The organism is Streptomyces sp. B6B3 (genome assembly GCF_039871525.1).
In the GTDB taxonomy this organism is placed as follows: domain Bacteria; phylum Actinomycetota; class Actinomycetes; order Streptomycetales; family Streptomycetaceae; genus Streptomyces.
In genome coordinates this window covers 80,081-99,729 of sequence record NZ_JBDPLU010000019.1, presented here as the reverse complement: position 1 = coordinate 99,729, position 19,649 = coordinate 80,081, and the positions used below count along the sequence as shown (strand labels likewise).

At 73.8% G+C, this 19,649-nt stretch carries 17 protein-coding genes; 7 read left to right on the top strand and 10 right to left on the bottom strand.

The window, feature by feature from the left end; translation table 11 throughout:
• The 5 genes from ABGB06_RS30550 to ABGB06_RS30530 all read right to left on the bottom strand — a co-directional run bounded on the left by ABGB06_RS30550 (position 1) and on the right by ABGB06_RS30530 (position 7,433).
• Positions 1 to 2,706, bottom strand: coding sequence for a tetratricopeptide repeat protein (locus tag ABGB06_RS30550; RefSeq protein WP_347595486.1), 2,706 nt, complete (start codon positions 2,704 to 2,706; stop codon positions 1 to 3).
• Positions 2,703 to 3,968, bottom strand: coding sequence for a hypothetical protein (locus tag ABGB06_RS30545; protein WP_347595483.1), 1,266 nt, complete (start codon positions 3,966 to 3,968; stop codon positions 2,703 to 2,705). Before ABGB06_RS30545 ends, ABGB06_RS30550 begins: the two co-directional genes overlap by 4 nt.
• A gap of 60 nt (positions 3,969 to 4,028) precedes the next feature.
• Positions 4,029 to 5,117, bottom strand: a complete 1,089-nt coding sequence (locus ABGB06_RS30540; protein ID WP_347595725.1) for a glutamate ABC transporter substrate-binding protein — start codon at positions 5,115 to 5,117, stop codon at positions 4,029 to 4,031.
• Between the two features lie 38 nt (positions 5,118 to 5,155).
• The gene (locus tag ABGB06_RS30535; protein WP_347595480.1) at positions 5,156 to 6,565 is read right to left on the bottom strand and encodes a hypothetical protein; all 1,410 of its coding nucleotides are present in this window, start codon (positions 6,563 to 6,565) and stop codon (positions 5,156 to 5,158) included.
• A gap of 250 nt (positions 6,566 to 6,815) precedes the next feature.
• Positions 6,816 to 7,433, bottom strand: a complete 618-nt coding sequence (locus tag ABGB06_RS30530; RefSeq protein WP_347595478.1) for a GNAT family N-acetyltransferase — start codon at positions 7,431 to 7,433, stop codon at positions 6,816 to 6,818.
• A 131-nt stretch (positions 7,434 to 7,564) separates the two neighbouring features.
• Between ABGB06_RS30530 and ABGB06_RS30525 the strand changes: the two genes are divergently transcribed.
• Entirely contained in the window at positions 7,565 to 8,188 is a 624-nt protein-coding gene (locus ABGB06_RS30525) for a TetR family transcriptional regulator (protein WP_347595475.1), read from the top strand.
• Between the two features lie 426 nt (positions 8,189 to 8,614).
• On the opposite strand, the gene ABGB06_RS30520 is transcribed toward ABGB06_RS30525, so the two are convergent.
• Both ABGB06_RS30520 and ABGB06_RS30515 read right to left on the bottom strand, forming a co-directional pair.
• Positions 8,615 to 9,295 (bottom strand): pyridoxal 5'-phosphate synthase, encoded by a 681-nt coding sequence (locus ABGB06_RS30520; protein WP_347595472.1) that lies wholly within the window; start codon positions 9,293 to 9,295, stop codon positions 8,615 to 8,617.
• Positions 9,296 to 9,507: 212 nt separating this feature from the next.
• On the bottom strand, positions 9,508 to 11,067 hold the full coding sequence (locus ABGB06_RS30515; protein ID WP_347595469.1) for an MFS transporter: 1,560 nt from the start codon (positions 11,065 to 11,067) through the stop codon (positions 9,508 to 9,510).
• Between the two features lie 203 nt (positions 11,068 to 11,270).
• Between ABGB06_RS30515 and ABGB06_RS30510 the strand changes: the two genes are divergently transcribed.
• Positions 11,271 to 11,585 carry a metalloregulator ArsR/SmtB family transcription factor gene (locus ABGB06_RS30510; RefSeq protein WP_347595466.1) on the top strand — a complete coding sequence of 105 codons (315 nt, stop codon included), beginning with the start codon at positions 11,271 to 11,273 and terminating at the stop codon, positions 11,583 to 11,585.
• A gap of 15 nt (positions 11,586 to 11,600) precedes the next feature.
• Here ABGB06_RS30510 and ABGB06_RS30505 read toward each other — a convergent pair whose 3' ends face one another.
• On the bottom strand, positions 11,601 to 11,951 hold the full coding sequence (locus ABGB06_RS30505; RefSeq protein ID WP_347595463.1) for a metalloregulator ArsR/SmtB family transcription factor: 351 nt from the start codon (positions 11,949 to 11,951) through the stop codon (positions 11,601 to 11,603).
• 29 nt (positions 11,952 to 11,980) lie between these two features.
• Positions 11,981 to 12,850, bottom strand: coding sequence for a mechanosensitive ion channel family protein (locus ABGB06_RS30500; protein WP_347595460.1), 870 nt, complete (start codon positions 12,848 to 12,850; stop codon positions 11,981 to 11,983).
• A 283-nt stretch (positions 12,851 to 13,133) separates the two neighbouring features.
• Between ABGB06_RS30500 and ABGB06_RS30495 the strand changes: the two genes are divergently transcribed.
• The 5 genes from ABGB06_RS30495 to ABGB06_RS30475 all read left to right on the top strand — a co-directional run bounded on the left by ABGB06_RS30495 (position 13,134) and on the right by ABGB06_RS30475 (position 16,919).
• Complete coding sequence (locus ABGB06_RS30495) at positions 13,134 to 13,670, top strand: HNH endonuclease (protein ID WP_347595457.1); 537 nt, start codon at positions 13,134 to 13,136, stop codon at positions 13,668 to 13,670.
• A 258-nt stretch (positions 13,671 to 13,928) separates the two neighbouring features.
• The gene (locus tag ABGB06_RS30490; RefSeq protein ID WP_347595722.1) at positions 13,929 to 14,156 is read left to right on the top strand and encodes a hypothetical protein; all 228 of its coding nucleotides are present in this window, start codon (positions 13,929 to 13,931) and stop codon (positions 14,154 to 14,156) included.
• Positions 14,156 to 16,189 carry a 4-alpha-glucanotransferase gene (gene malQ / locus ABGB06_RS30485; protein ID WP_347595454.1) on the top strand — a complete coding sequence of 678 codons (2,034 nt, stop codon included), beginning with the start codon at positions 14,156 to 14,158 and terminating at the stop codon, positions 16,187 to 16,189. The genes ABGB06_RS30490 and malQ overlap by 1 nt, the downstream gene beginning before the upstream one ends.
• A gap of 9 nt (positions 16,190 to 16,198) precedes the next feature.
• Positions 16,199 to 16,474 carry a hypothetical protein gene (locus ABGB06_RS30480; protein WP_347595451.1) on the top strand — a complete coding sequence of 92 codons (276 nt, stop codon included), beginning with the start codon at positions 16,199 to 16,201 and terminating at the stop codon, positions 16,472 to 16,474.
• A gap of 139 nt (positions 16,475 to 16,613) precedes the next feature.
• Positions 16,614 to 16,919, top strand: a complete 306-nt coding sequence (locus ABGB06_RS30475; protein WP_347595448.1) for a PAS domain-containing protein — start codon at positions 16,614 to 16,616, stop codon at positions 16,917 to 16,919.
• Here ABGB06_RS30475 and pepN read toward each other — a convergent pair.
• Entirely contained in the window at positions 16,916 to 19,510 is a 2,595-nt protein-coding gene (pepN, locus tag ABGB06_RS30470) for an aminopeptidase N (RefSeq protein WP_347595445.1), read from the bottom strand. The two genes, ABGB06_RS30475 and pepN, sit on opposite strands and share 4 nt — an antisense overlap.
• Positions 19,511 to 19,649: the final 139 nt, after the last annotated feature.

The window sequence follows — 19,649 nt, the reverse complement described above, 5'->3', positions numbered from 1 at the left end:
TCACACCCATGTCCTAGGGCGGAAGCGGTTGGCCGCTTCCACTAGTTCGATCCGTTCCGTGCTGCTGGGCGCCAGCCTGGCCAGCCGCCGGTAGCAGCGTTCCAGGCCGAGCCGGACGCCGGTCTCGTCCAGCGTCACACCAAGCAATTGCTGTTGCACATGCATTTGCTGTTGCGACTGATTTTGCCGTCCTGCGAGCACCCAGTCCAACGCGGAACCCAGCACTTCACAGGACAGCTGTTCACCCAGTGACGGTTCCAAGCCTGCCGCACGCAAACTGGCAACCTGTCGTCCGGCGGCCAGCAGATCGGGCAGCAGGTCCTCGTGCGGCGACCGCTGCCGCAGCCGGGCCCGCACCGCGGCCACCCGGGCGGCGGTGCAGTGCGCCGAGGTCTCCGGCACCGACTCCAGGGCGGCCACCGCGCGGAGCCGGTCCCCGGACGCCAGCCGGACCCGGGCGAGGCCGAAGCCGGCGCTGACGTGGCTGGGGTCGGTGCGCCACACCAGTTCGTAGTAGTCGGCGGCGTTGTCCAGCTGACCCAGCACCTCGGCGCAGACGCCGAGCGCCAGCTTCGGCGCCACCTCGCCGGGGAACGCGTCGTAGACCGCGTCGAACGCCAGCGCGGCCGTCTCCCAGTCCTCGGTCACCAGCGCGGACAGCCCGCGGTACCACACCACCCGCCAGTCGTCGGCGTGCTGGTCCTCCAGCTCGGCCAGCGCCTGCCGGGCCGAGGCCACGGCGGACGCGTCGGCCAACTCCAGCCAGGCGCGGAGCTCCCGGAGCCGGCGCTCGACCGAGTCGGTGGGCGCGGAGCGCAGCGCCGTGATCAGGTCGGCCGAGGAGGTCGCCATCAGCCCGGCCAGGAAGCCGGCGTTCGGGTCGCCGGGGTCGACCCGGGGCACCGGCAGGGCGAGCGCGGTCTCCCGCACCGCCGGCGGGACGGTCCGCGGGGCGCCCGCGGGGACCTGGAAGGTGCCCCCGTGCGGGACGGCGGGATGCGTCGCGGCGGGGTGCGCCGGCGGACCGCCGGGTCCGGGAACGGCCTGCGGCGGGCGCTGGCCGGGCAGCGGCAACGCCCCCTGCCCCGGCGGTCCGCCGGGCGCGGGGACCGCCGTCGCGGCGGCGATCCGGCGGCGGTCGTTCCGCCCGCCGAGCGCGGACTCCTCGCCCTGCCGGCGGGCCGGCACCAGCTCGGTGTCCACCACCCGCAGCTCGGGTCCGAACAGCTGGGACATCGCGGGCTGCGGCTGCCCGGTGTCGATCGCCACCACCTCGCGCAGCACCCCGGTCAGCTGCTCGGCCATCTCCTGCGCGGAGGCGAACCTGCGCTGCGGGTCGGGGTCGGTGGCCCGCACCAGGAAGCGGTAGAACGACTCGTAGCGTTGGAAGACCTCGACGCTGTCCGGCTCCGGCAGGCCGTCCGCGTAGACCGAGGTGTAGCCCTGGAAGTCGAAGGTCAGCACGGCCAGGGTGCGGGCCACCGTGTACAGGTCGGAGGGCACCGTCGGGCCGGTCTCGGCGACCTCGGGCGCCTGGTAGCCGATGGTGCCGTATATGGCGCTCTCCTCGTCGTCCGCCCGCCGCACCGCGCCCATGTCGATCAGCTTCAGCTGGTCGTCCTGCTGGATCGCGTTGTCCACCTTGAAGTCGCAGTACAGCAGGTTGCGGCCGTGCAGGTAGCCGAGCGCGTCCAGCGCCTCGATGCCGTACGCGCAGGCCTGGGCGACCGGCAGCGGGTCCCGGCGACCCTCCGGGGTGCGCCGGGAGTTGGCGATCTCCTTCAGCGACTTGCCGCCCACGTACTCCATGACGATGTAGCCGTCGAGGCTGCCGGTGCGCTGGTCGAGGTGCTCGACGAAGTTGTAGATGCGCACGATGCTGGGGTGCTGGATCTCGGCGAGGAACTGCCGCTCCGAGATGGCCGCGGCCCGCGCGTCCTCGTCGCCGGTGTCGAGCAGGCCCTTGAGCACCACCCACCGGTTCGACACCCTCAGGTCCTTGGCCAGGTAGATCCAGCCGAGGCCGCCGTGCGCCAGGCAGCCGGCGATCTCGTACTGGCCGTGGTGCACCGCGTCGCCCGGGCTCAGCTTCGGGACGAACGAGTACGGGTGGCCGCACTTGGTGCAGAAGCCCTCGGTCCGTCCTGGCCGGCCGCCGCGGGCCCGGCCCACGGGCGCGCCGCAGTCGCTGTTCCCGCAGAACCGCTTGCGCTCCGGCACCTCGGCCTGCTCCAGCACCGCCTCCCGCGGATCCGGGCGCGGCACCTCGGGCACCGCGACGACGCCCACGCCGAGCCGGGAGCGCCCGCCGGCGCCGGTGGAGGAGCGCGAGCTGCGCACCGAGACCGAACGCGAGGTGAGCTGCCCGGAGACGGAGCGGGACAGCCGGCCCGAAACCGAGCGGCGGGAGAACTGCGACCGGGAGGACCGCGAGGACCGCGAGGACTGGGACGACTGGGAGGAGCGCGACGAACTGGGCGTGGAGCCGGAGCCGCTCCCGCTGCTCCGGCCGCTGCCCGAGCTGCCGGAGCCGGCGGCGGCGCCGGTCACGCCGGTGGGCGCGGAGCCGATCATGCCGCCCGGCGAGACCACCGGCGCCATGCCGCAGGTGTCGCAGTACAGCTCCCCGCCGCCGACGTCCTCGTAGGACCCCTCGCATCCAGGCCGCTGGCAGGGTCGGGTCCGCAGGTTCGTCTGGTCGCTCACGGCGCACCCTCCGAAGGGGTAGGGGGCTGAGGGCTCAGGACCTCCAGCGTGGCGTCCTGGTAGCGGCGGACCGCGTGCTCCGCGGCCCGGAGATCGCACGGGGCGGTCCACAGCATCCGCCGGGCCACGTCGTAGCGCTCCACCAGCAGCGGTTCCTCGGCCCTGCCGAGCCGGGCCGCCTTCGCCTTGTACGCGTCGAGCCGGCCGCGCAGCTCCGCCCGCACCGCCAGCGGCGCGGTGACCGCGGACAGCGAGTCGCGGGCGCGTTCCAGCTCCTCCTCGGCGCGCTGCTCCAGCGACTCCAGCAGCGGCGAGAGCCGGTGCCACTGGGCCCTCCTGCGGAACTCCGCCGCCGCCGAGAGCTGTTCGTGCAGGGCGGTGGGCGGGCCGTTGACCGCCGGCACCTCGGAGGCGGCGATCTTCGCCAGCACCTCGCCGCGCGCCGTGCGGGCCTCGGCGAGCGTGCGGTCGGCGCGCGAGAGCACGTCGCGCAGCCGGGCCAGCCGCTCCTCCGCGTCCTTCCGCACCCCGATCACCGCGTCCACCTCGCGCCTGATGTCGTCGAGCGCGCGGGCCGACTGGTCGTACCTGGTGGTGTCCGGGCGCCCGCCGCCGGGGGCGCTGCTGCCGCCGGCCGGGCGCCAGAACGCCAGCGGGTCGGCGATCACCTCCGCGCGCAGCGAGGTGAGCTCCTCGGTGACGCGCCGCAGCTCGTCCCCCGCGGGGTGGGCGCCGGGGCGCACCCCGACGGAGTGGGCGAGCTCGCTGAGCCGGTGCAGCTCGGCGGCGAGCAGGTCTATCCGGGCCGGCAGCGCGGACCACACCGCGTCGGCGGCGACCACCACGTCGAGCACCTGGGCGTAGCCGGTGTTCATCCGTTCCACGAGCTCGGGCCAGCCGAACCGCTCGGCCAGCCGGTCGCCACCGGAGACCAGCAGGTTCTCGCCGTCCAGCAGTTCGCTGAGCCGGACCAGGTCCTCGCGGTTCGGGGAACGCCGGCGGGACCGGAGCTCCCGCGCGGTGGTGATGGCCTCGGTGCAGGTGTCGAAGTACGACCACAGCAGGGTCACGGTCCGCTCGGCCCGCGCCCAACGGTCCCTGGTGAGGCCCGTGAGCTCGGCGCCCTCCAGCAGTCGACGGCCCGCGTGGTCCTGCAGGGCGAGCAGGGAGGACTCGATCGCCTCGTGTTCGGCGCCGAGCCGCACCAGTGCGCGGTCCACCTCCTCCCGGCTCAACACCGTGCCGCCGGAATCCGGGGCCATCGCTCTCCCCTCTGGCCGCTCAAGCCGGCCACCACAGTTGCTTCCCTCTTCGCGTGGACATCAGTCCAGGTACAGCGGCTCCGGCGCCGTCGACTGCCCCTCCGGCAGGTAGGCGGCGAGCCAGTCCGCGTACGACTCGGCCCACGCGCCGCCGGTCGTGTAGTCCTGCAGCACCTCGTTGACCCGGCGCACCAGGTCAACGTCCTCCAGGTTCATGGCGACACCGTAGGACTCGACCGTGATCGGCTCTCCCACCAGGTGCACCGTCGGGTCCTGGGCGGCGTGTCCGGCGGCCAGTGCGCTGTCGGTCATCAGCGCGTCGGCCTGGCCGAGCTGGATCGCCACCAGGCAGTCCAGATGGTTGCCGCGGGTGATCAGCTCCACGTCCAGCGCCTGCGTCCTGGCCCGCAGCTCCGTCTCGGCGGTGGTGTCCTCGCCGCTGCACACGGTGGTGCCGTTGAGCGACTCGTTGACGCCGTCGATCCCGGAGTTGACGGGGGCCAGCAGCTGCTGCCCGGTCTCGAAGTAGGCGGCGGAGAAGGCGACGTCGTCCCACCGGTCGCAGGTGATGGACATCGACCGCACCACCATGTCCACGTCGCCCGACTGGATCGCCGGGATCCGCTGGGCGGTCGGGATGGCCTTGAAGACGATGTCCGGGTTCGGGCCGAGCAGGTCCTCGCCGATCGCCCGCACCAGGTCGATGTCGAAGCCCACGATGTCGCCGGTGTCCGGCTCCCGGTAGCCCCAGCGGTAGCTGTTCTGGTCCACGCCCACCACCAGCTGGTCGGCGTCCTGGATGCGCTGCACCGCCTCGCCGTCGATGCCGTCGGGCGCGTAGCTCTCCGCGGGGTTCCGGCCGTCGTCGCAGACCTCGGGCTCGGCCACCGCGCCGATCTCGCCCGGGGCGTCGTCGACCTGGTCGAGCAGCATCCGGCGGGTGAGATCGCCGCCGGCGGCGTCGACGGAATCCTCCGCGGCGCCCGGGTCGGACGGCGGCAGCGACGCCACGACCATCGTGCCGGCCAACACCAGCCCGCTGACGGCGATGGCCAGGGCGCGCGCGTTCGGCGAGCCGTACCGCCGCGATCCGGACCCCGCGGCCCGGCCGGCCCTCCGCTCGGCCTCCCTCTCGACCTGCCCCTCCATGGTCACTGGCTCGCCCTCCCTCGCCCCGCGCACCGGCCTCACCGGTACTCCGACAGCCGGCGGCCGATGCCCTGCAACGCTCCCACCGCGCCCAGCACGGCGAGCGCCGCGGCACCGACGACCAGGCCGGTCAGCGCGCCGCGCCCGCTCTCCGCCGCCTGGTCGAACTCCGCCTGCTCGTGCTCCACGGCCTGCCGCAACGACTCGTCCACCGCGTCGAACGCCTCGCCCGTCGAGCCCTCCGCGCCGATGACCAGCTCCAACGCCGCGTCGTACTCGCCGGACGTCTCCTGGCCCAGCGCGCTCTCATGCCGCTCCCGCCAGTCCGCCGTCGCGTCGAGCGCGTCCCTGACGGGCTGCCTGCCCTCCGCGTCGTCGGCCAGGTCGGCGGCCTGCTCCAGCAGGTTCGGGCCGCCGTCCTCGCCGTCGCCGGCGACCCTGGTCATGTGTTCCTGGTAGTCCTGCTCGAACTCGTCGCCCGCGCCGCGCGCCACCAGCCACAGGTTCTCGAAGCCGCGGGCCTTCAGCGACTCCGTCCACGCCGCGTTGATCGCGCCGAGCGACTCGGCGGCGCCGGCGTCCGCGTCGGACAGGTGGCCGCGGGCCAGTGTCTGCGACCCCGCCAGCCACACCAGCAGCACCAGGGTCGCGGCGCTGGCGCCGAGCAGGCCGGGGTTGAACACCCGGTTGGTGCGGCGGTAGCCGCGCCGCTGGGCCCAGCCGAGCACGAGCAGCGCCGCCACGCCGGTGCCGAGCGCCAGCCACGGCCAGGCGGTGGCCTCGGCGAAGTCGTCCCGCAGCCGCGCGGTCTCCAGTTCGTACAGGTCCTCGGCCAGCGGCAGCATCTCCTGCATCCGCTCGTCCGCGTAGCGCAGGTAGGCGCCGCCCAGCGGGAAGCCCTGGCGGTTGTTCGCCCGGGCCGTCTCGACCAGACCCGTGTAGACCGGAAGCTCCTGGCTGAGGCGCTCGATGAGCTCCTGGGAGCTGCCGGTGCCGGAGCCGTGCGCGGCCGCCTCGGCGAGCAGCCGTCCCGCGCGTTCGACGTCCTCCTCGTACCGGTCCCGGACCACCGGGTCCTCGTCGGCGCCGGCGAGGAAGCCGGTGGCGGCCATGGTGTTGGCGTCGGCCAGGCTGCGGTAGATCTCCGCGGCGTCCGCGCTCAGCGGCTGGCTGGACTCGACCACGGTGTCGGCGGCCGCCGAACGGGCGGACACCTGCCACGCGGTGACCGCGCCGAACAGCACCAGCAGACCGGCCACGACGGCCCCGATGATGCGGAGCCTGCCCGGCTCGGTGCGGGCGGCGGCGCGGAGCCGCGCCCTGCCGTCGGCGAACGCGGAGCGCCTGGGCGGTTCGGGACCCGGAGCCGAACCGGGCGGCGCGTGCGGGTGGGGCGGTGCCGTCGCAGCCGGCGGTCGCGCGGGCGGTGCGGTCGGCAGATGCGTCACGGTCCGGGCCCTCCCCCTTACGAATCCGGTCGCCCCACCCCGCCACGACGGGCGACGGCACGAGCCACGGCCAGCAGTATGACCGCTCGGTGCGGCAACGACACAGCCCTTTCCGGGATCTTGTCAAGACCGGGTTCCGGCGGCCGGCGGCGCGGCGCTTGTCCCTTCCTAGTGGACACGCGCCGGATTCGCGGGCGGTTCCGTGTTTTCCGCTGGGTCGTACGGATTTTCGCGGGTGCGCGACGGTGCGTCAGTCCAGCCGGTAGCCGAGACAGGCGATGGAGTCGTCCCGGTCCTCGGTCAGGGGGAGTTCGGTGAAGCCGATGCGGTCGTAGAAGGCGGCGGCGTCGGTGTTCTCGCGGCTCATGTTGAGGTGCACGCCGGGCACCCCGCGCTCGCGCAGGGCGTCGAAGAGGGTGTGCATCAGGCGGCGGCCCAGGCCCTGCCGCTGGCCCTCGGGCAGCAGGTCGATGTGCAGGTGGGCGGGGTAGTCGTCGGCGATCTCCGGGACCAGCATCCGCTCGGCGTGGTGCAGCAGGTCGGCGAAGACCTCGTCCAGGTCCGCGGGCGGTCCGGCGGGGGCGGGGAAGCGCTCGGCGTAGCGGGGCAGCCAACGGGCGCGCAACTCGGCGTAGTGGGCGGCGGAGTCGGCGGCGCAGACGACGTAACCGATGACGCGTCTGCCGTTGTCGGCGACGAAGACCAGGCCGGGATCGAACTCCGCGTAGGGCGCCGCGAAGAGCACGGGCAGGATGTCCGGGTCCCTGAGGTGCCCGGTGGCGTCGCGGCCCACCAGGCCGGTCCGTATACAGATGTCGTGGAGGTCGTCGAGGTCGGCCGGTCGGTAAGGGCGGATGAGGGTGCTCATGGCGGTCATTGTGCTCACTGGTTCGACGGGTGTGGACAGCCGGCCCCGGGCGACTTAGTGTCAACACGAGTTGGCCTCTGGGCGTGGGTCAACCAGGGCAACGGCTGCGGCGCGGGTGGCACGGAGGCACGATGAGCGGCGACGAGGTGCGGGTGGACGACGTGGCCTGGGCACCCCGGCGTCGCTTCGGGCCGCGCTCCGCGCCCGCCAGGCGGGCGATCCTGGAGGCGGCGAGGTCCCGCTTCGCGGCCGACGGATACGAGCGCACCACGATCCGCGCCATCGCGACCGACGCGGGCGTGGACCCCGCCATGGTGATGCGGTACTACGGCAGCAAGGCGGATCTCTTCGCCGCGATCGTGCAGGTGACCAGCGATCTGGCCGACCTCTCCCAGGTGCCGCGAGCGGAGGTCGGCGCGCGGCTGGCCCGCGCCATGCTCGGGCGCTGGGAGCGCGGCGAGAACCAGCCGGAGGCGGCGGTGCTGCGGGCGGCCCCCACCCACCCCGAGGCGGCCCGGGCCATCCAGACCATCTACGAGGAGCAGCTGCGCCCGGCGCTGGGCCGCGCCTTCCCCGACGACCCGGACCTCGACGTCCGGGTCGGGTTGGTGCTGACCCAGGGCATCGGCGTCGCCCTGCTGCGGTACGTGCTGCGCATCGAGCCCGTCGCGTCCATGGACTTCGAGCAACTGGTCGACGCGATCGGCGCCAGCATGCAGCAGCACCTCACCCGCCCCATGGGGGGCGGGAAGTAGGCGCGCGCCCGGCCTCGCCCACGCGCGTTACGGCCCTCGGCGGCCCGCGCGCCGGGACCCGGGCCGAGCCGGACCCGAGCGGCCCCGGGTTCCTGCCCGTCCGAGGACAGGAGGGCCGCCCCGGGCGCGGCGTCTCCCGGCCTGTGCCTCGGCCGTTGGGTCCTGCCCGGTGGGTCGATGGGGGCACGGGGCACCTCCCAGCCTTCCAGGCTGAGCCAGGCCCTCAGGGCCTGGTGGATGCCCCCCATCCGCTGGTGTCGGGGGGCGCGAAGCTCCACCGGACAGGGCCTGGCGCCGAGCGGCGCTTCGTCCCGGCGTTTCTCGGACTCGGGAGCACGGAGCCTGCCACCTCCGGCGCCCCGGGCCGCGGGGGCCTTCGCGGCCGATGGGCCGACGGTCCGGGGCCCGCGCCCGGGAAGGGCCACGTCAGGGCTGCAGGCGTTGGTGAGTCCAGTTCCAGCGGGGAGAGGGGCCGCGTTCGTAGCGGAGGCGGCGGTGGAGGCGGTCGGGGCTGCCCTGCCAGAACTCGATGGTCTCGGGCACCAGCCGCCAGCCGGTCCACCGGTCGGCCCGCCGCACCGTGCCGTCGCCCGCCGCCTCGGCGACCTCCCGGGCCGCGGCGCGGAACGCCGCCTCGTCGGGCAGCGGCTCGCTCTGCCGGGAGACGGCGGACACCGCCAGTTCGATGTTCCGGCCGCCCTTCGCGAAGAGCCTGTCGGACTCCTCGGGGGCGAGGCGCTCGACCACGCCGGCGACCGTGAGCTGCTGGAACGTCTCGAACCAGAAGAACGTCGCCGAGGCGTAGGGGCGGGCGGCCAGGTCCCTGCCCTTCCGGCTCTCGCCGTCGCCGCCGAAGACCAGGCCGCGGCTGTCCGGCTCGGCGAGGTGCAGCACCCGGGTGGACGGCCGCCCGTTGGCGTCCGCCGTCGCGAGCACCGCGGCGAACGGGTCGGCCACGCCGTACTGGACCGCACCCTGTATCCAGCCGCGCATCAGCTCCCAGGGGCTGTCCGGCGGGTTGTCGAACTCCGGCAGGCGCGGCGCCTCCGGGGCACCCTCCGCGCGCTCCCCGCTCGAACGGTTCGCGGCCGTCTCCGTGTCAGTCATGCGACGGGCACCTCGTCTCCCTCACGGCGTCTCTCCGGTCCGGCGCCGGCTTCCGACTCCCGGCCCACCCGCCGAATGGTGGCGGGCTCCGCTTGGACACCGCTCGTATCACGCTCGTGGCCGGCGTCGGCGTCGCCGACCACGCACCGCCACCTGGGCGTTCGGGAGCCGCCGGAAGCCGGGCGGCGAGCCGACGCGGGGTCCCGTCCCGGTCAGCCGAGGTGCGCCGGAAGGGACGGACCGCGCTCGTCCCGTCCGTCGCCCTCGCCGGCGAGGCGCTCCGCGTCGGGCCGGCGCCGCGGGCGCGGGGTGTTCATCAGCACGCCCACGATCAGCGCGGCGGCGACCAGGATGCCGGAGGCCCAGGCGAACGCCGTGGTGTAGCCCTCGACCAGCCCCTCGTCGACCAGCGTCGGATCGCCGGCGGCGCGCGGGCCGAGCGCGGCCAGGTGGTCCTCCGTGGCGTTGGTGGCCAGGGTGTTGAGCAGCGCGGTGGCGATCGACCCGCCGACCTGCTGGGCGGTGTTGACGGTGCCGGAGGCGACGCCGGCGTCCGCCGGGAGCACGCCGTGGGTGGCGTAGTTCATGGCCGGGGCCATGGTCAGCCCCATGCCGGTGCCGATGATCAGCATTCCGGTCAACGGGCCCGCCGCGTAGGAGGTGTCGGGCCGCAACGTGCTCAGCCAGCCGAGCCCGCCGGCGACGATCAGCAGGCCCGGCACCATCAGCGCCCGCGGCGCCACCCGCGGCAGCAGGCGGGTGGCGATCCCGCCGGCCGAGACGCCGACCGCGAGGGTCAGCGGCAGGAACGCCAGACCGGCCTTGACCGGCGAGTACCCCATGATCAGCTGCACGTGGTAGGTGAGGAAGAACAGCGTGCCGAGCATGCCGACGAGGGCGAAGCCCACCGCCAGGTACGCGCTGCCGCGGGTGCGGTCCAGGATCACCCGCAGCGGCAGCAGCGGGTGCGCCGAGCGCCGCTCCACCAGCAGGAAGACGACCAGCAGCAGGACGCCGGCGAGCAGTGGCGTCAGCACCGTGCCCGAGGTCCAGCCCTCCGACTCCGCCTCGCTCAGCCCGTAGACCACGGCCACCAGGCCGACGGTGACCAGCAGCGCGCCCGGGATGTCGAGCCGGGGCCGCTCGGCGGGGCGCGACTCCCGCATCAGCCCGGTGCCGGCCAGCGCGGCGACGGCGATCAGCACGTTGACGTACATGCACCAGCGCCAGTCGAAGGCGTCGGTCAACCAGCCGCCGAGCAGCAGGCCGATCGCACCGCCGCCGGCCGAGATGCCGCCGAAGAAGCCGAACGCCCTGGCCCGCTCCCGGGTCTCGGTGAAGCTCGTGCTGATCAGCGACAGCGCGGCCGGGGCCAGCAGCGCCCCGAAGACGCCCTGCAGGGCGCGGGCGGCGAGCAGCAGTTCGAAGCTGCCCGCGGCGCCGCCCAGCGCGGAGGCGCCGGCGAAACCGACGGCGCCGATGGCGAAGGCCCGCCGGCGCCCGGTGTAGTCGGCGATCCGGCCGCCGAGCAGCAGCAGGCTGCCGAAGGCCAGCGTGTAGGCGGTGACCACCCACTGGCGGTCGCCGTCGGAGAAGCCGAGGTCCCGCTGGGCCGAGGGCAGCGCGATGTTCACGATGGTCACGTCGAGCACGACCATCAGCTGCGCCAGGCAGATGAAGAACAGCGCCAGCCAGCGCCGGCCGTCCGGCTCTGCGGAGGGGGAGAGGGCGGGGGACGGGCCCTGGGGTGGGGCGGAGCCTGCTGCGGCCATGACGACGACCCTTCCTGAAACCAGCGACGCCAACGAGCTGTGCCAACGTCGATTGCCAACGACTGTTGTCAACGCTCGTTGTCACCGTAGCCCCGCCGGAGGTCAACGTCAACGGGCGTTGGCACATATGCGTTCGGTGACTCTTGGATCACGGATCGTCCGGATCGCTGGTGGGGTTCGCCCGGGCGTGACACGATCCGCCCATGTTGACGACAGCCAGTACTGGATTGATGAAGGTCCTGGCCGATCCGCTCCGACTGCGGATCGTCACCCTGCTGGCCGGCGAGACGCTCTGCACGTCGCATCTCGTCGCCGAGACCGGCGCGCGGCAGACCAACCTCTCCAACCACCTCCGCGTGCTGCGCGAGGCGGGCGTGGTGGACACCGAGGCGTGCGGCCGTTTCACCTACTACCGGCTCAGGCCGGAGGGCCTGGCCTGTCTGGCCGGCCACTTCGCGGAGCTGGCCGAGTCCGCGCACACCACGGCCGTGCTCGACCGCCGACGGCCCTGTCCCTGAACGTGAACGGCCGGGTCAGCGGGCGGTGAGCAGCGCCCCCATGGCGGCCAGCACCGTGGGCGCGACCCGGTAGTAGACCCAGGTGCCCCGCCGTTGCGAGGTCAGCAGCCCGGCCTCGCGCAGCTTCTTCAGGTGGTGGCTGACGGTCGGCTGGGACACCCCGACGTCGGAGATGTCGCAGACGCACGCCTCGCCGCCCTCGTGCGAGGCGATCAGCGAGAACAGCCGCAGCCGCACCGGATCGCCCAGCGCCTTGAACATCGCCGCGGTGCGCTCCGCCTCGGGGGCGGTCAACGGCCGCTCGGTCAACGGCGGACAGCAGGGCTCGACGCCCGACTCCACCAGGTCGGCACTCGGGTGCGACATGGCCTCATGGTGACACGCGCGCGGCGTCCTCACTCCGGCGCCGACTCCCCGGTCAGCTTGCGCAGGGTCAGGCCCGGCTCGTCCACCTGCTCGATGCCGGCCGCGTCCAGCGCCCGCTTGACGCGCCAGCGCAGCTCGCGCTCCACCTGAAGGGCCTTGCCCGGCTGGGTCTTGGCGACGACCTTGATCACCATCGTCTCCATCGAGACGGAGTCCAGGCCGAGCACTTCGACCGGCTCCCACAGCAGTTCGTCGAACGGGGACACGTGGGAGAGCTCCTCGCCGGCGTCCGCGATCACCTTGCGCACCCGGTCCAGATCGGCGTCCGCGCTGACCTGGACGTCGAGCGACGCCGTGGACCAGCCCTGGCTGAGGTTCCCGACCCGCTTGATCTCGCCGTTGCGCACGTACCACATCTCGCCGCCGTCGCCGCGCAGCGTGGTGACCCGCATCCCGATCTCCAGCACCGTGCCGGTGGCCTCGCCCACGTCGATGCGGTCGCCGACGCCGTACTGGTCCTCCAGCAGCATGAACATGCCGCTGAGCACGTCGGTGACGAGGTTACGAGCGCCGAAGCCGATCGCCACGCCGATGATGCCGGCGCTGGCCACCAACGGGCCCAGCTCTATGCCGAGCTGGGAGAGCACCATCAGCGCCGCCGTGCCGAGCACCAGCACCGAGCCGGCGCTGCGCAGCACCGAGCCGATGGTCTCCGAGCGCTGCCGGCGGCGCTCGGAGTTCGCCAGCAACAGGCCGCCGCGCTGCCGGTCCTGGCGGTTGAGCCGGCGGAGCAGCCGGGTGATCGCGCGCCGCAGCAGGAAGCGCACGGTGAAGGCGATCACCAGGATCAGGAGGATGCGCAGACCCGCCGCGAGCCACGCCTCCCAGTTGTCTCCCATCAGTCCTCTTCAGGTCGGCTCTTCGGGTCGGCTCTTCGCGTCGGCCTCTTCGGCTCATGCGGTCGTTCGCGCCGTCGGTCCGCGCTCCCGGTTCCGCCGGGTGCGGGTCCACCGTAAGTGGCCGGCGCGTGGGGCCCGTGGGGAGGATGAGAAGGATGTGGTGAACGACACAATCGGCGCATTTCGCGATCGTGGTGGCGCTGACGGCCCGACCCGGGACACACTGTGGGAGATCGTCCCGGCGCGAGCCACGTGCCGCCGACGGAAACGGAGGGCGTTCGTAGTGCCACACGTCTTGGTCCTCAACGCGTCGTACGAACCACTCGGTGTCGTGCCGGTCCGCCGCGCACTCATCCTGTTGCTGAACGACAAGGCCGTCAGCCTGGAGAACTCGGGCGCCCTGATGCGTAGCGCCACCCACGTCATACCCACCCCGAGCGTCGTGCGGCTCAAGCGCTTCGTCCGGGTACCGTACCGCAGCGCCGTGCCGCTCACCCGTCGAGCGCTCTTCGCCCGGGACGGCGGCCGCTGCGCCTACTGCGGCGGCGTGGCCACCAGCGTGGACCACGTGATCCCGCGCAGCCGCGGCGGCGAGCACGCCTGGGACAACGTGGTCGCCGCCTGCCGCAGCTGTAACCACATCAAGGCCGACCGGCACGTCGCCGAGCTCGGCTGGAGACTCCGACACCAGCCGGGCCCGCCCTCCGGGCTGGCCTGGCGGATCATCGGCACCGGCCACCGCGATCCGCGGTGGCTGCCGTACCTCAGGCCCTATGGCGCGGACGACGCGCTGGCCCGGATCGAGGGGCGCAGCGCCTGACCGGGGTGGGCGGGCCGTCACGCCAATGGCGGCGCGTGTAAGAAATGTCAGCAGGAGGGTCACGGGCGGCAGCTTTTGCGCGGAATCGGGGGTGAGCTCGGCCACTTTTCTCGCGGGAACCCATAATTTCCGGCCGCTGTCCGTGGCAATCCCGGATGGGGTGGCGTTGACTGGGTAGGGACGACCGCAGCCCGCACCGCCCCTCCGCGATCGGAGTGAACTTCCGTGGCCGCAGCCACCAGGCTCGAAGCTCCCCCGCTGATCTCGCTGCCCGCCTCCTCCGAGCGGGTGCCGCTGACCAGCGAGCCGCCGCTGGCCGACGCGGCTCCCCTCACCAGTGAGCCGCCGCTCGGCGGCGAGCCGGCCCTGACCGCGGAGTCCACCGTGACCTGCCACTGCTGCGCGGACGACGAGGACATGTGGGTGCCGCCCGGGCCTCCGGCTCTGTACGGGGCCGGGGGAGGCGCGGAGGCCGCCAGACCCTGATGGAGCACCTGGCACGGCTTGCCGCCGCGCACGGCGTCGCCACCCACCACGAACCCGGCCCCGGGATCAGGGCCGCCGTGCCCGAGTCCACGCTGCGCGCCGTGCTGCACGCCCTCGGCGTGGACCCCGCGGCCCCGCCGTCCGCCGAGCCGGCCGAGCTGCTGCCGCCCGTCGTCGCGTTATCCCGCGGCGGCGGGCCGCGCGCGTCCGGGGCCACGGACCCGGGGCCGCCCGAACTGCCGGAGCTGCCGGAGCTGCCGGGCCTGCCGGTCGGCAGCGAGGTCGGCGTCACCACGGAGGACGGGCGCGAGCTGTCCTGGGGCGCCGAGCCGTTGCCCCCGGGCTACCACACGCTGCGCGCGACCGCGCCGGACGGCCGCTCCGCCCGGGCGCTGCTGATCGTTCCGCCGGAGCGGCTCCCGGTCCCCGAACGCCGCGGGCTCGGCCTGCTGGTGCGGCTGGACTCGGTGCTCTCCACCCGCTCCTGGGGCATGGGCGACCTGGTCGACCTCGCGGAGCTCACCAGCTGGGCCGGGCACTCGCTCGGCGCCTCGTTCGTCCAGCTCGACCCCCTGCACGCGGCCGTGCCCGACATCGCCGACGCCGCCACCCCGTGCCGCCCGGGCAGCCGGCGCTTCGCCGACCCGGTGCACCTGCGGATCGAGGACATACCCGAGTACGCGTACCTGGACGCGACGGACCGGCGACGCCTGGAGCCGCTGCTCACGCGGGCCGCCGCGCTGCGCGAGGCGGTGCTGGAGAAGCGCGCGCCGATCGACCGGGACGCGGTCTGGGACCTGAAGCGGCGGGCGCTGGAGATCGTCAGGACCGTCCCGCTGGGACCCGGCCGGGCCGCGTCCTACCACGCCTTCCTCGCCGCCCAGGGCCAGGCCCTGGAGGACCACGCCACCTGGCACGCCCTGGCCGAGTTACACGGCCCCGACTGGCGCTCCTGGCCGGTCGGGCTCCGCGACCCGCGTTCGTCGCGCACCGCCAGGGCCCGGGCCGAGCATCTGGAGCGCATCGACTTCCACAGCTGGCTGGCCTGGCTCGCCGACACCCAGCTGGCCCGCGCCCGCCGGGTCGCGCAGGCGTCGGGGATGACCGTCGGCCTGATGCACGGCCTCGCGGTCGGCGTGCACCCGCACGGCTCCGACGCCTGGGCGCAGCAGGCGGTGCTGGCGCCCGCCATGTCGGTGGGCGCGCCGCCGGACGCGGACCACCCCGAGGGCCAGGACTGGGGGATGCCGCCGTGGCGTCCCGACGCGCTGGCCCGCGCCGGGTACGCGCCGTACCGCGAGTTGCTCGGCTGCCTGCTGCGCAACGCGGGCGCGCTGCGGGTCGACCATGTGACGGGGCAGTACCGGCTGTGGTGGATCCCGCGGGGGGCGGAGCCCGCCGCGGGCACCTACGTCTCCTTCGACGCCGACGCCATGTTCGGCGTGCTGTCCCTGGAGGCGCAGCGGGCCGGGGCCGTGGTGGTGGGCGAGGAGCACGGCACGGTCGATCCCGGGATCCGCGAGGACCTGCGGCGGCGCGGGATCCTGGGCAGCTCGGTGCTCTGGTCCGAACGCGACCACGGCGGCCCGCCCCGCGCCCCCGCCCCGCCGCCGCTGGCGCCCGCGGCGTGGCGCGTCGACTGCCTGGCCACGGCGGCCCGGCACGACCCGCCGCCCACGGCGGCGGAGCGCGCGGAGTGGCTCCAGTTGTTCGCCCGGCTCGGCCTGCTGCCGCCGGGCGCGGACGAGGAACGGCGGATCGCCGCCGCCTACCGGTTCCTGGTGCGCACCCCGGCCCGGCTGATCGGGGTCTGGCTGCCGGACGGGGTGGGCGACCGCCGGCGGCGGAACGTGCCGGGCCCCCGGCGCGCGCCGGCCGAGGCGCGGCTGCCGATCGCCGATCCGGCGGGCGTCCCGCTGACCCTGGAGCAGCTGGCCGCGTCCCCGCGGATGGCGGCCCTGATGCGGATGCTGCGCGAGGACCTCGCGGCCTCGCCCGGTCCTGGTCGCGGCTCCGCCCGGGGCGTTGGTTAGGGTGTGGGTGTGGTCGACATCAGTGAGAAGCGCCAGAAGAACCTTGAGAAGAACGAGGCACGCCGCGGGCGCCGCGCGGTGCGCGCGACCGGCGTCGCCGGCGGCACGGTGCTGGTCTCGCTGCTGGCGTCCCCCGCGGCGCAGGCCCTGCAGCGGGACGACGGCGACGATCCGGGCACCGGCCTGAGCATCTTCGAGACCCTGAGCCTCTTCGTGGTGGCCCCGATCCTCCTCTTCGCGGTGATCGCCGGCCTGGTCGTCCTCGCCGAGCGCAAGAGCGCGTAGCCGCTTCCCGCGGCGGCCCGGCGCGGTCGGCTCCTGGGGTCTGTCCCCCGATCCACGAAGATCCGAACGCCAGATCCTGAGGCTAGACTGAGCGAGATTTCTCGCATTTCGGTCAAAGCATGAGAAACGGGTCCGATCGATGGCCGCATCCGACCGTGCGGGGCAGCAGGCGGGTGACGCCGAGGTCGGCCCGCTGCTGGCGGCGCTCGTGTACCGCTCTCCGGTGGGCGTCAGCATCTACGACACCGAGCTGCGGCTGCGCTGGATGAACGACACGTCCGCACGGCAGACGGAGCGGTCGGAGCGGCATCTCGGGCACCGGCTCGCGGAGCACCCCGCGGGTTTCGACGCCCCGTCCCTGGAGGCGATCCTCCGGCGGGTGCTCGACGAGAACGCCCGGGTGCCCTCCGGGACGGAGGGCACCCGCGCCGGACCGGCCGGCTAGGCCATCTCGCTGGCGGCGTCGTCCGCGGCCTGGGCGGCCAGCGCGCGCACGACGCCGGCCCGGGACTCCATGGTGAGGCGGCGCAGCGCGGGGGAGGGGTCGGCCTCGGCCAGCCACGCGTCGGTGGTGTCCAGCGTCTCCTGGCTGACCTGGAGCACCGGGTAGAGACCGATGGCGATCTGCTGGGCCATCTCCCGGCTCCTGGTCTCCCACACGTCCGCCAGCCGCGCGAAGTACATCGGGGTGTACGGGGCGATCAGCTCGCGCTGGTCCGTCTGCACGAAGCCGCCGATGACCGCCTCCTGGAGCGCGTTGGGCAGCGCGTCGTCGCCCGTCGCCTCCACCACCGAGGCCCAGGCCGCCGCCTTCGCCTCCGGGGTCGGCCGGGCGGCCCGCGCGGTCGCCGCGTGCCGCTCGCCGGCCGCCGTGGCGTCGCGCTCCAGCTCCTCCGCGATGGCCTTCTCGTCGGCCCGGCCGGTGGCGACCAGCCGGTGCAGCAGCGCCCAGCGCAGCTCCGTGTCCACGGCCAGGCCCTCGATCGTCTCGGTGCCGTCGAGCAGGCCGGCGATCAGCCCGAGCTGCTCCTCGGAGCGGGCGGTGGCTGCCAGCGCCCTGGCCCAGGCGAGCTGGTGGTCGCTGCCCGGCGCGGCCGCCCGCAGATGCCGCAGGGTGGCCTCCGACCAGGTGTCGAGACCGGTCTCCCGCCAGGCCGGCGCCGCGTACAGGTCGAGCGCCAGCTTCACCTGCCGCTGCAGCGACTGCACCACGCCGATATCGGTCTCCTGGTCGATGCCGGAGAGCACCAGCTTCAGGTAGTCCCGGGTGGGCAGTTCGCCGTCCCTGGTCATGTCCCAGGCGGACGCCCAGCACAGCGCGCGCGGCAGCGACTCGGTGAAGCCGCCCAGATGCCCGGTCACCACGGCGAGCGACTCCGGGTCGAGGCGCACCTTCGCGTACGAGAGGTCGTCGTCGTTGAGCAGGACGACCGCCGGCCGCGGCCGGCCGACCAGCTGCGGCACCTCGGTCCGCTCGCCGTCCACGTCCAGCTCGATCCGGTCGGTGCGGCTCAGCACGCCGTCGTCGCCGAGCTCGTACAGCCCGACGGCGATCCGGTGCGGGCGCAGGGTCGGCTGACCGACGGCGCCCTCCGGCAGGTCGGGCGCCTCCTGGCGGATCGCGAACGAGGTGACGACGGCGCCGGGTCCGTCCCCCTCGGTCCTGATGTCGGGGCGCAGCACGTTGATGCCGGCCGTCTCCAGCCATGCCTTGGACCACGTCTTCAGGTCCCGGCCGCTGGTCTCCTCCAGCGCGCTCAGCAGGTCGGTCAGCCGGGTGTTGCCCCATGCGTGGCGCCGGAAGTACGCCTGCACGCCGCGGAAGAACTCGTCCATGCCCACGTACGCCACCAGCTGCTTCAGCACGCTGGCGCCCTTGGCGTAGGTGATGCCGTCGAAGTTGACCATGACGTCGTCCAGATCGCGGATCTCCGCCATGATCGGGTGGGTCGACGGGAGCTGGTCCTGCCGGTACGCCCAGGTCTTCATCGAGTTGGCGAACGACGTCCAGGCGTGCGGCCAACGGCTGCCCGGGGCGTGCGCCATGCAGGCGACGGAGGTGTACGTGGCGAACGACTCGTTCAGCCACAGGTCGTTCCACCACTCCATGGTGACCAGGTCGCCGAACCACATGTGGGCCAGCTCGTGCAGGATGGTCTCGGCCCGCATCTCGTACGCGGCGTCCGTCACCTTGGAGCGGAAGACGTACTGGTCCCGCAGGGTGACCGCGCCCGCGTTCTCCATCGCGCCGGCGTTGAACTCCGGGACGAACAACTGGTCGTACTTGACGAACGGGTACGGGTGGTCGAACTTCTCCTGGAACCAGTCGAAGCCCTGCCGGGTGACCTCGAAGATCGCGTCGGCGTCCAGGTGTTCGGCCAGCGAGGGCCGGCAGTAGACGGCCAGCGGCACGGTCCGGTCGGGACCCTCCCAGCTGCTGTGCACCGCGTGGTACGGGCCGACGATCAGCGCCGTGACGTAGCTGGACAGCCGCGGGGTCGGGTCGAAGCGCCAGGTGGCGCCGTCGGGCTCCGGGGTGGGGGAGTTGGAGATCACCGACCAGCCCTCGGGGGCGGTGACGGTGAACTGGAAGGTCGCCTTCAGGTCGGGCTGCTCGAAACAGGCGAAGACCCGCCGCGCGTCGGGCACCTCGAACTGCGTGTACAGATAGGCCTGCTGGTCCACCGGGTCGACGAACCGGTGCAGCCCCTCGCCCGTGTTGGTGTAGGCGCAGTCCGCCACCACGCGCAGCTCGTTGCGGCCCTCGACCAGACCCGGCAGCGCGATCCGGGAGTCCGCGAAGACCTCCGCCGGCGACAACGACTGCCCGTTGAGCACCACCTCGGAGACCTCGGGCGCGACCAGGTCGACGAAGCTGGTGCCCGCCCTGCGCGCGGTGAAGTGCACGGTGGTGGTCGAGCGGAAGGTGCCGCCCTGCTGCGCACCGGAGAGGTCGAGCGCGATCTGGTAGCTGTCGACGCTGAGCAGCGCCGCGCGCTCCCGCGCCTCGTCACGGGTCAGATTCGTACCAGGCACCTGTCGGTCTCCTTTTTCGGGCTTCTCGGTGTCGCCATCCTCGCACGCGCGCCCCCGCCGGAACGGCCGTGGCCGCCCCGGCGGGGGCGCGTTCTCGAGGCCTGGTGAGCGCCCGTCGGGGACGGGCGCTCACCAGCCT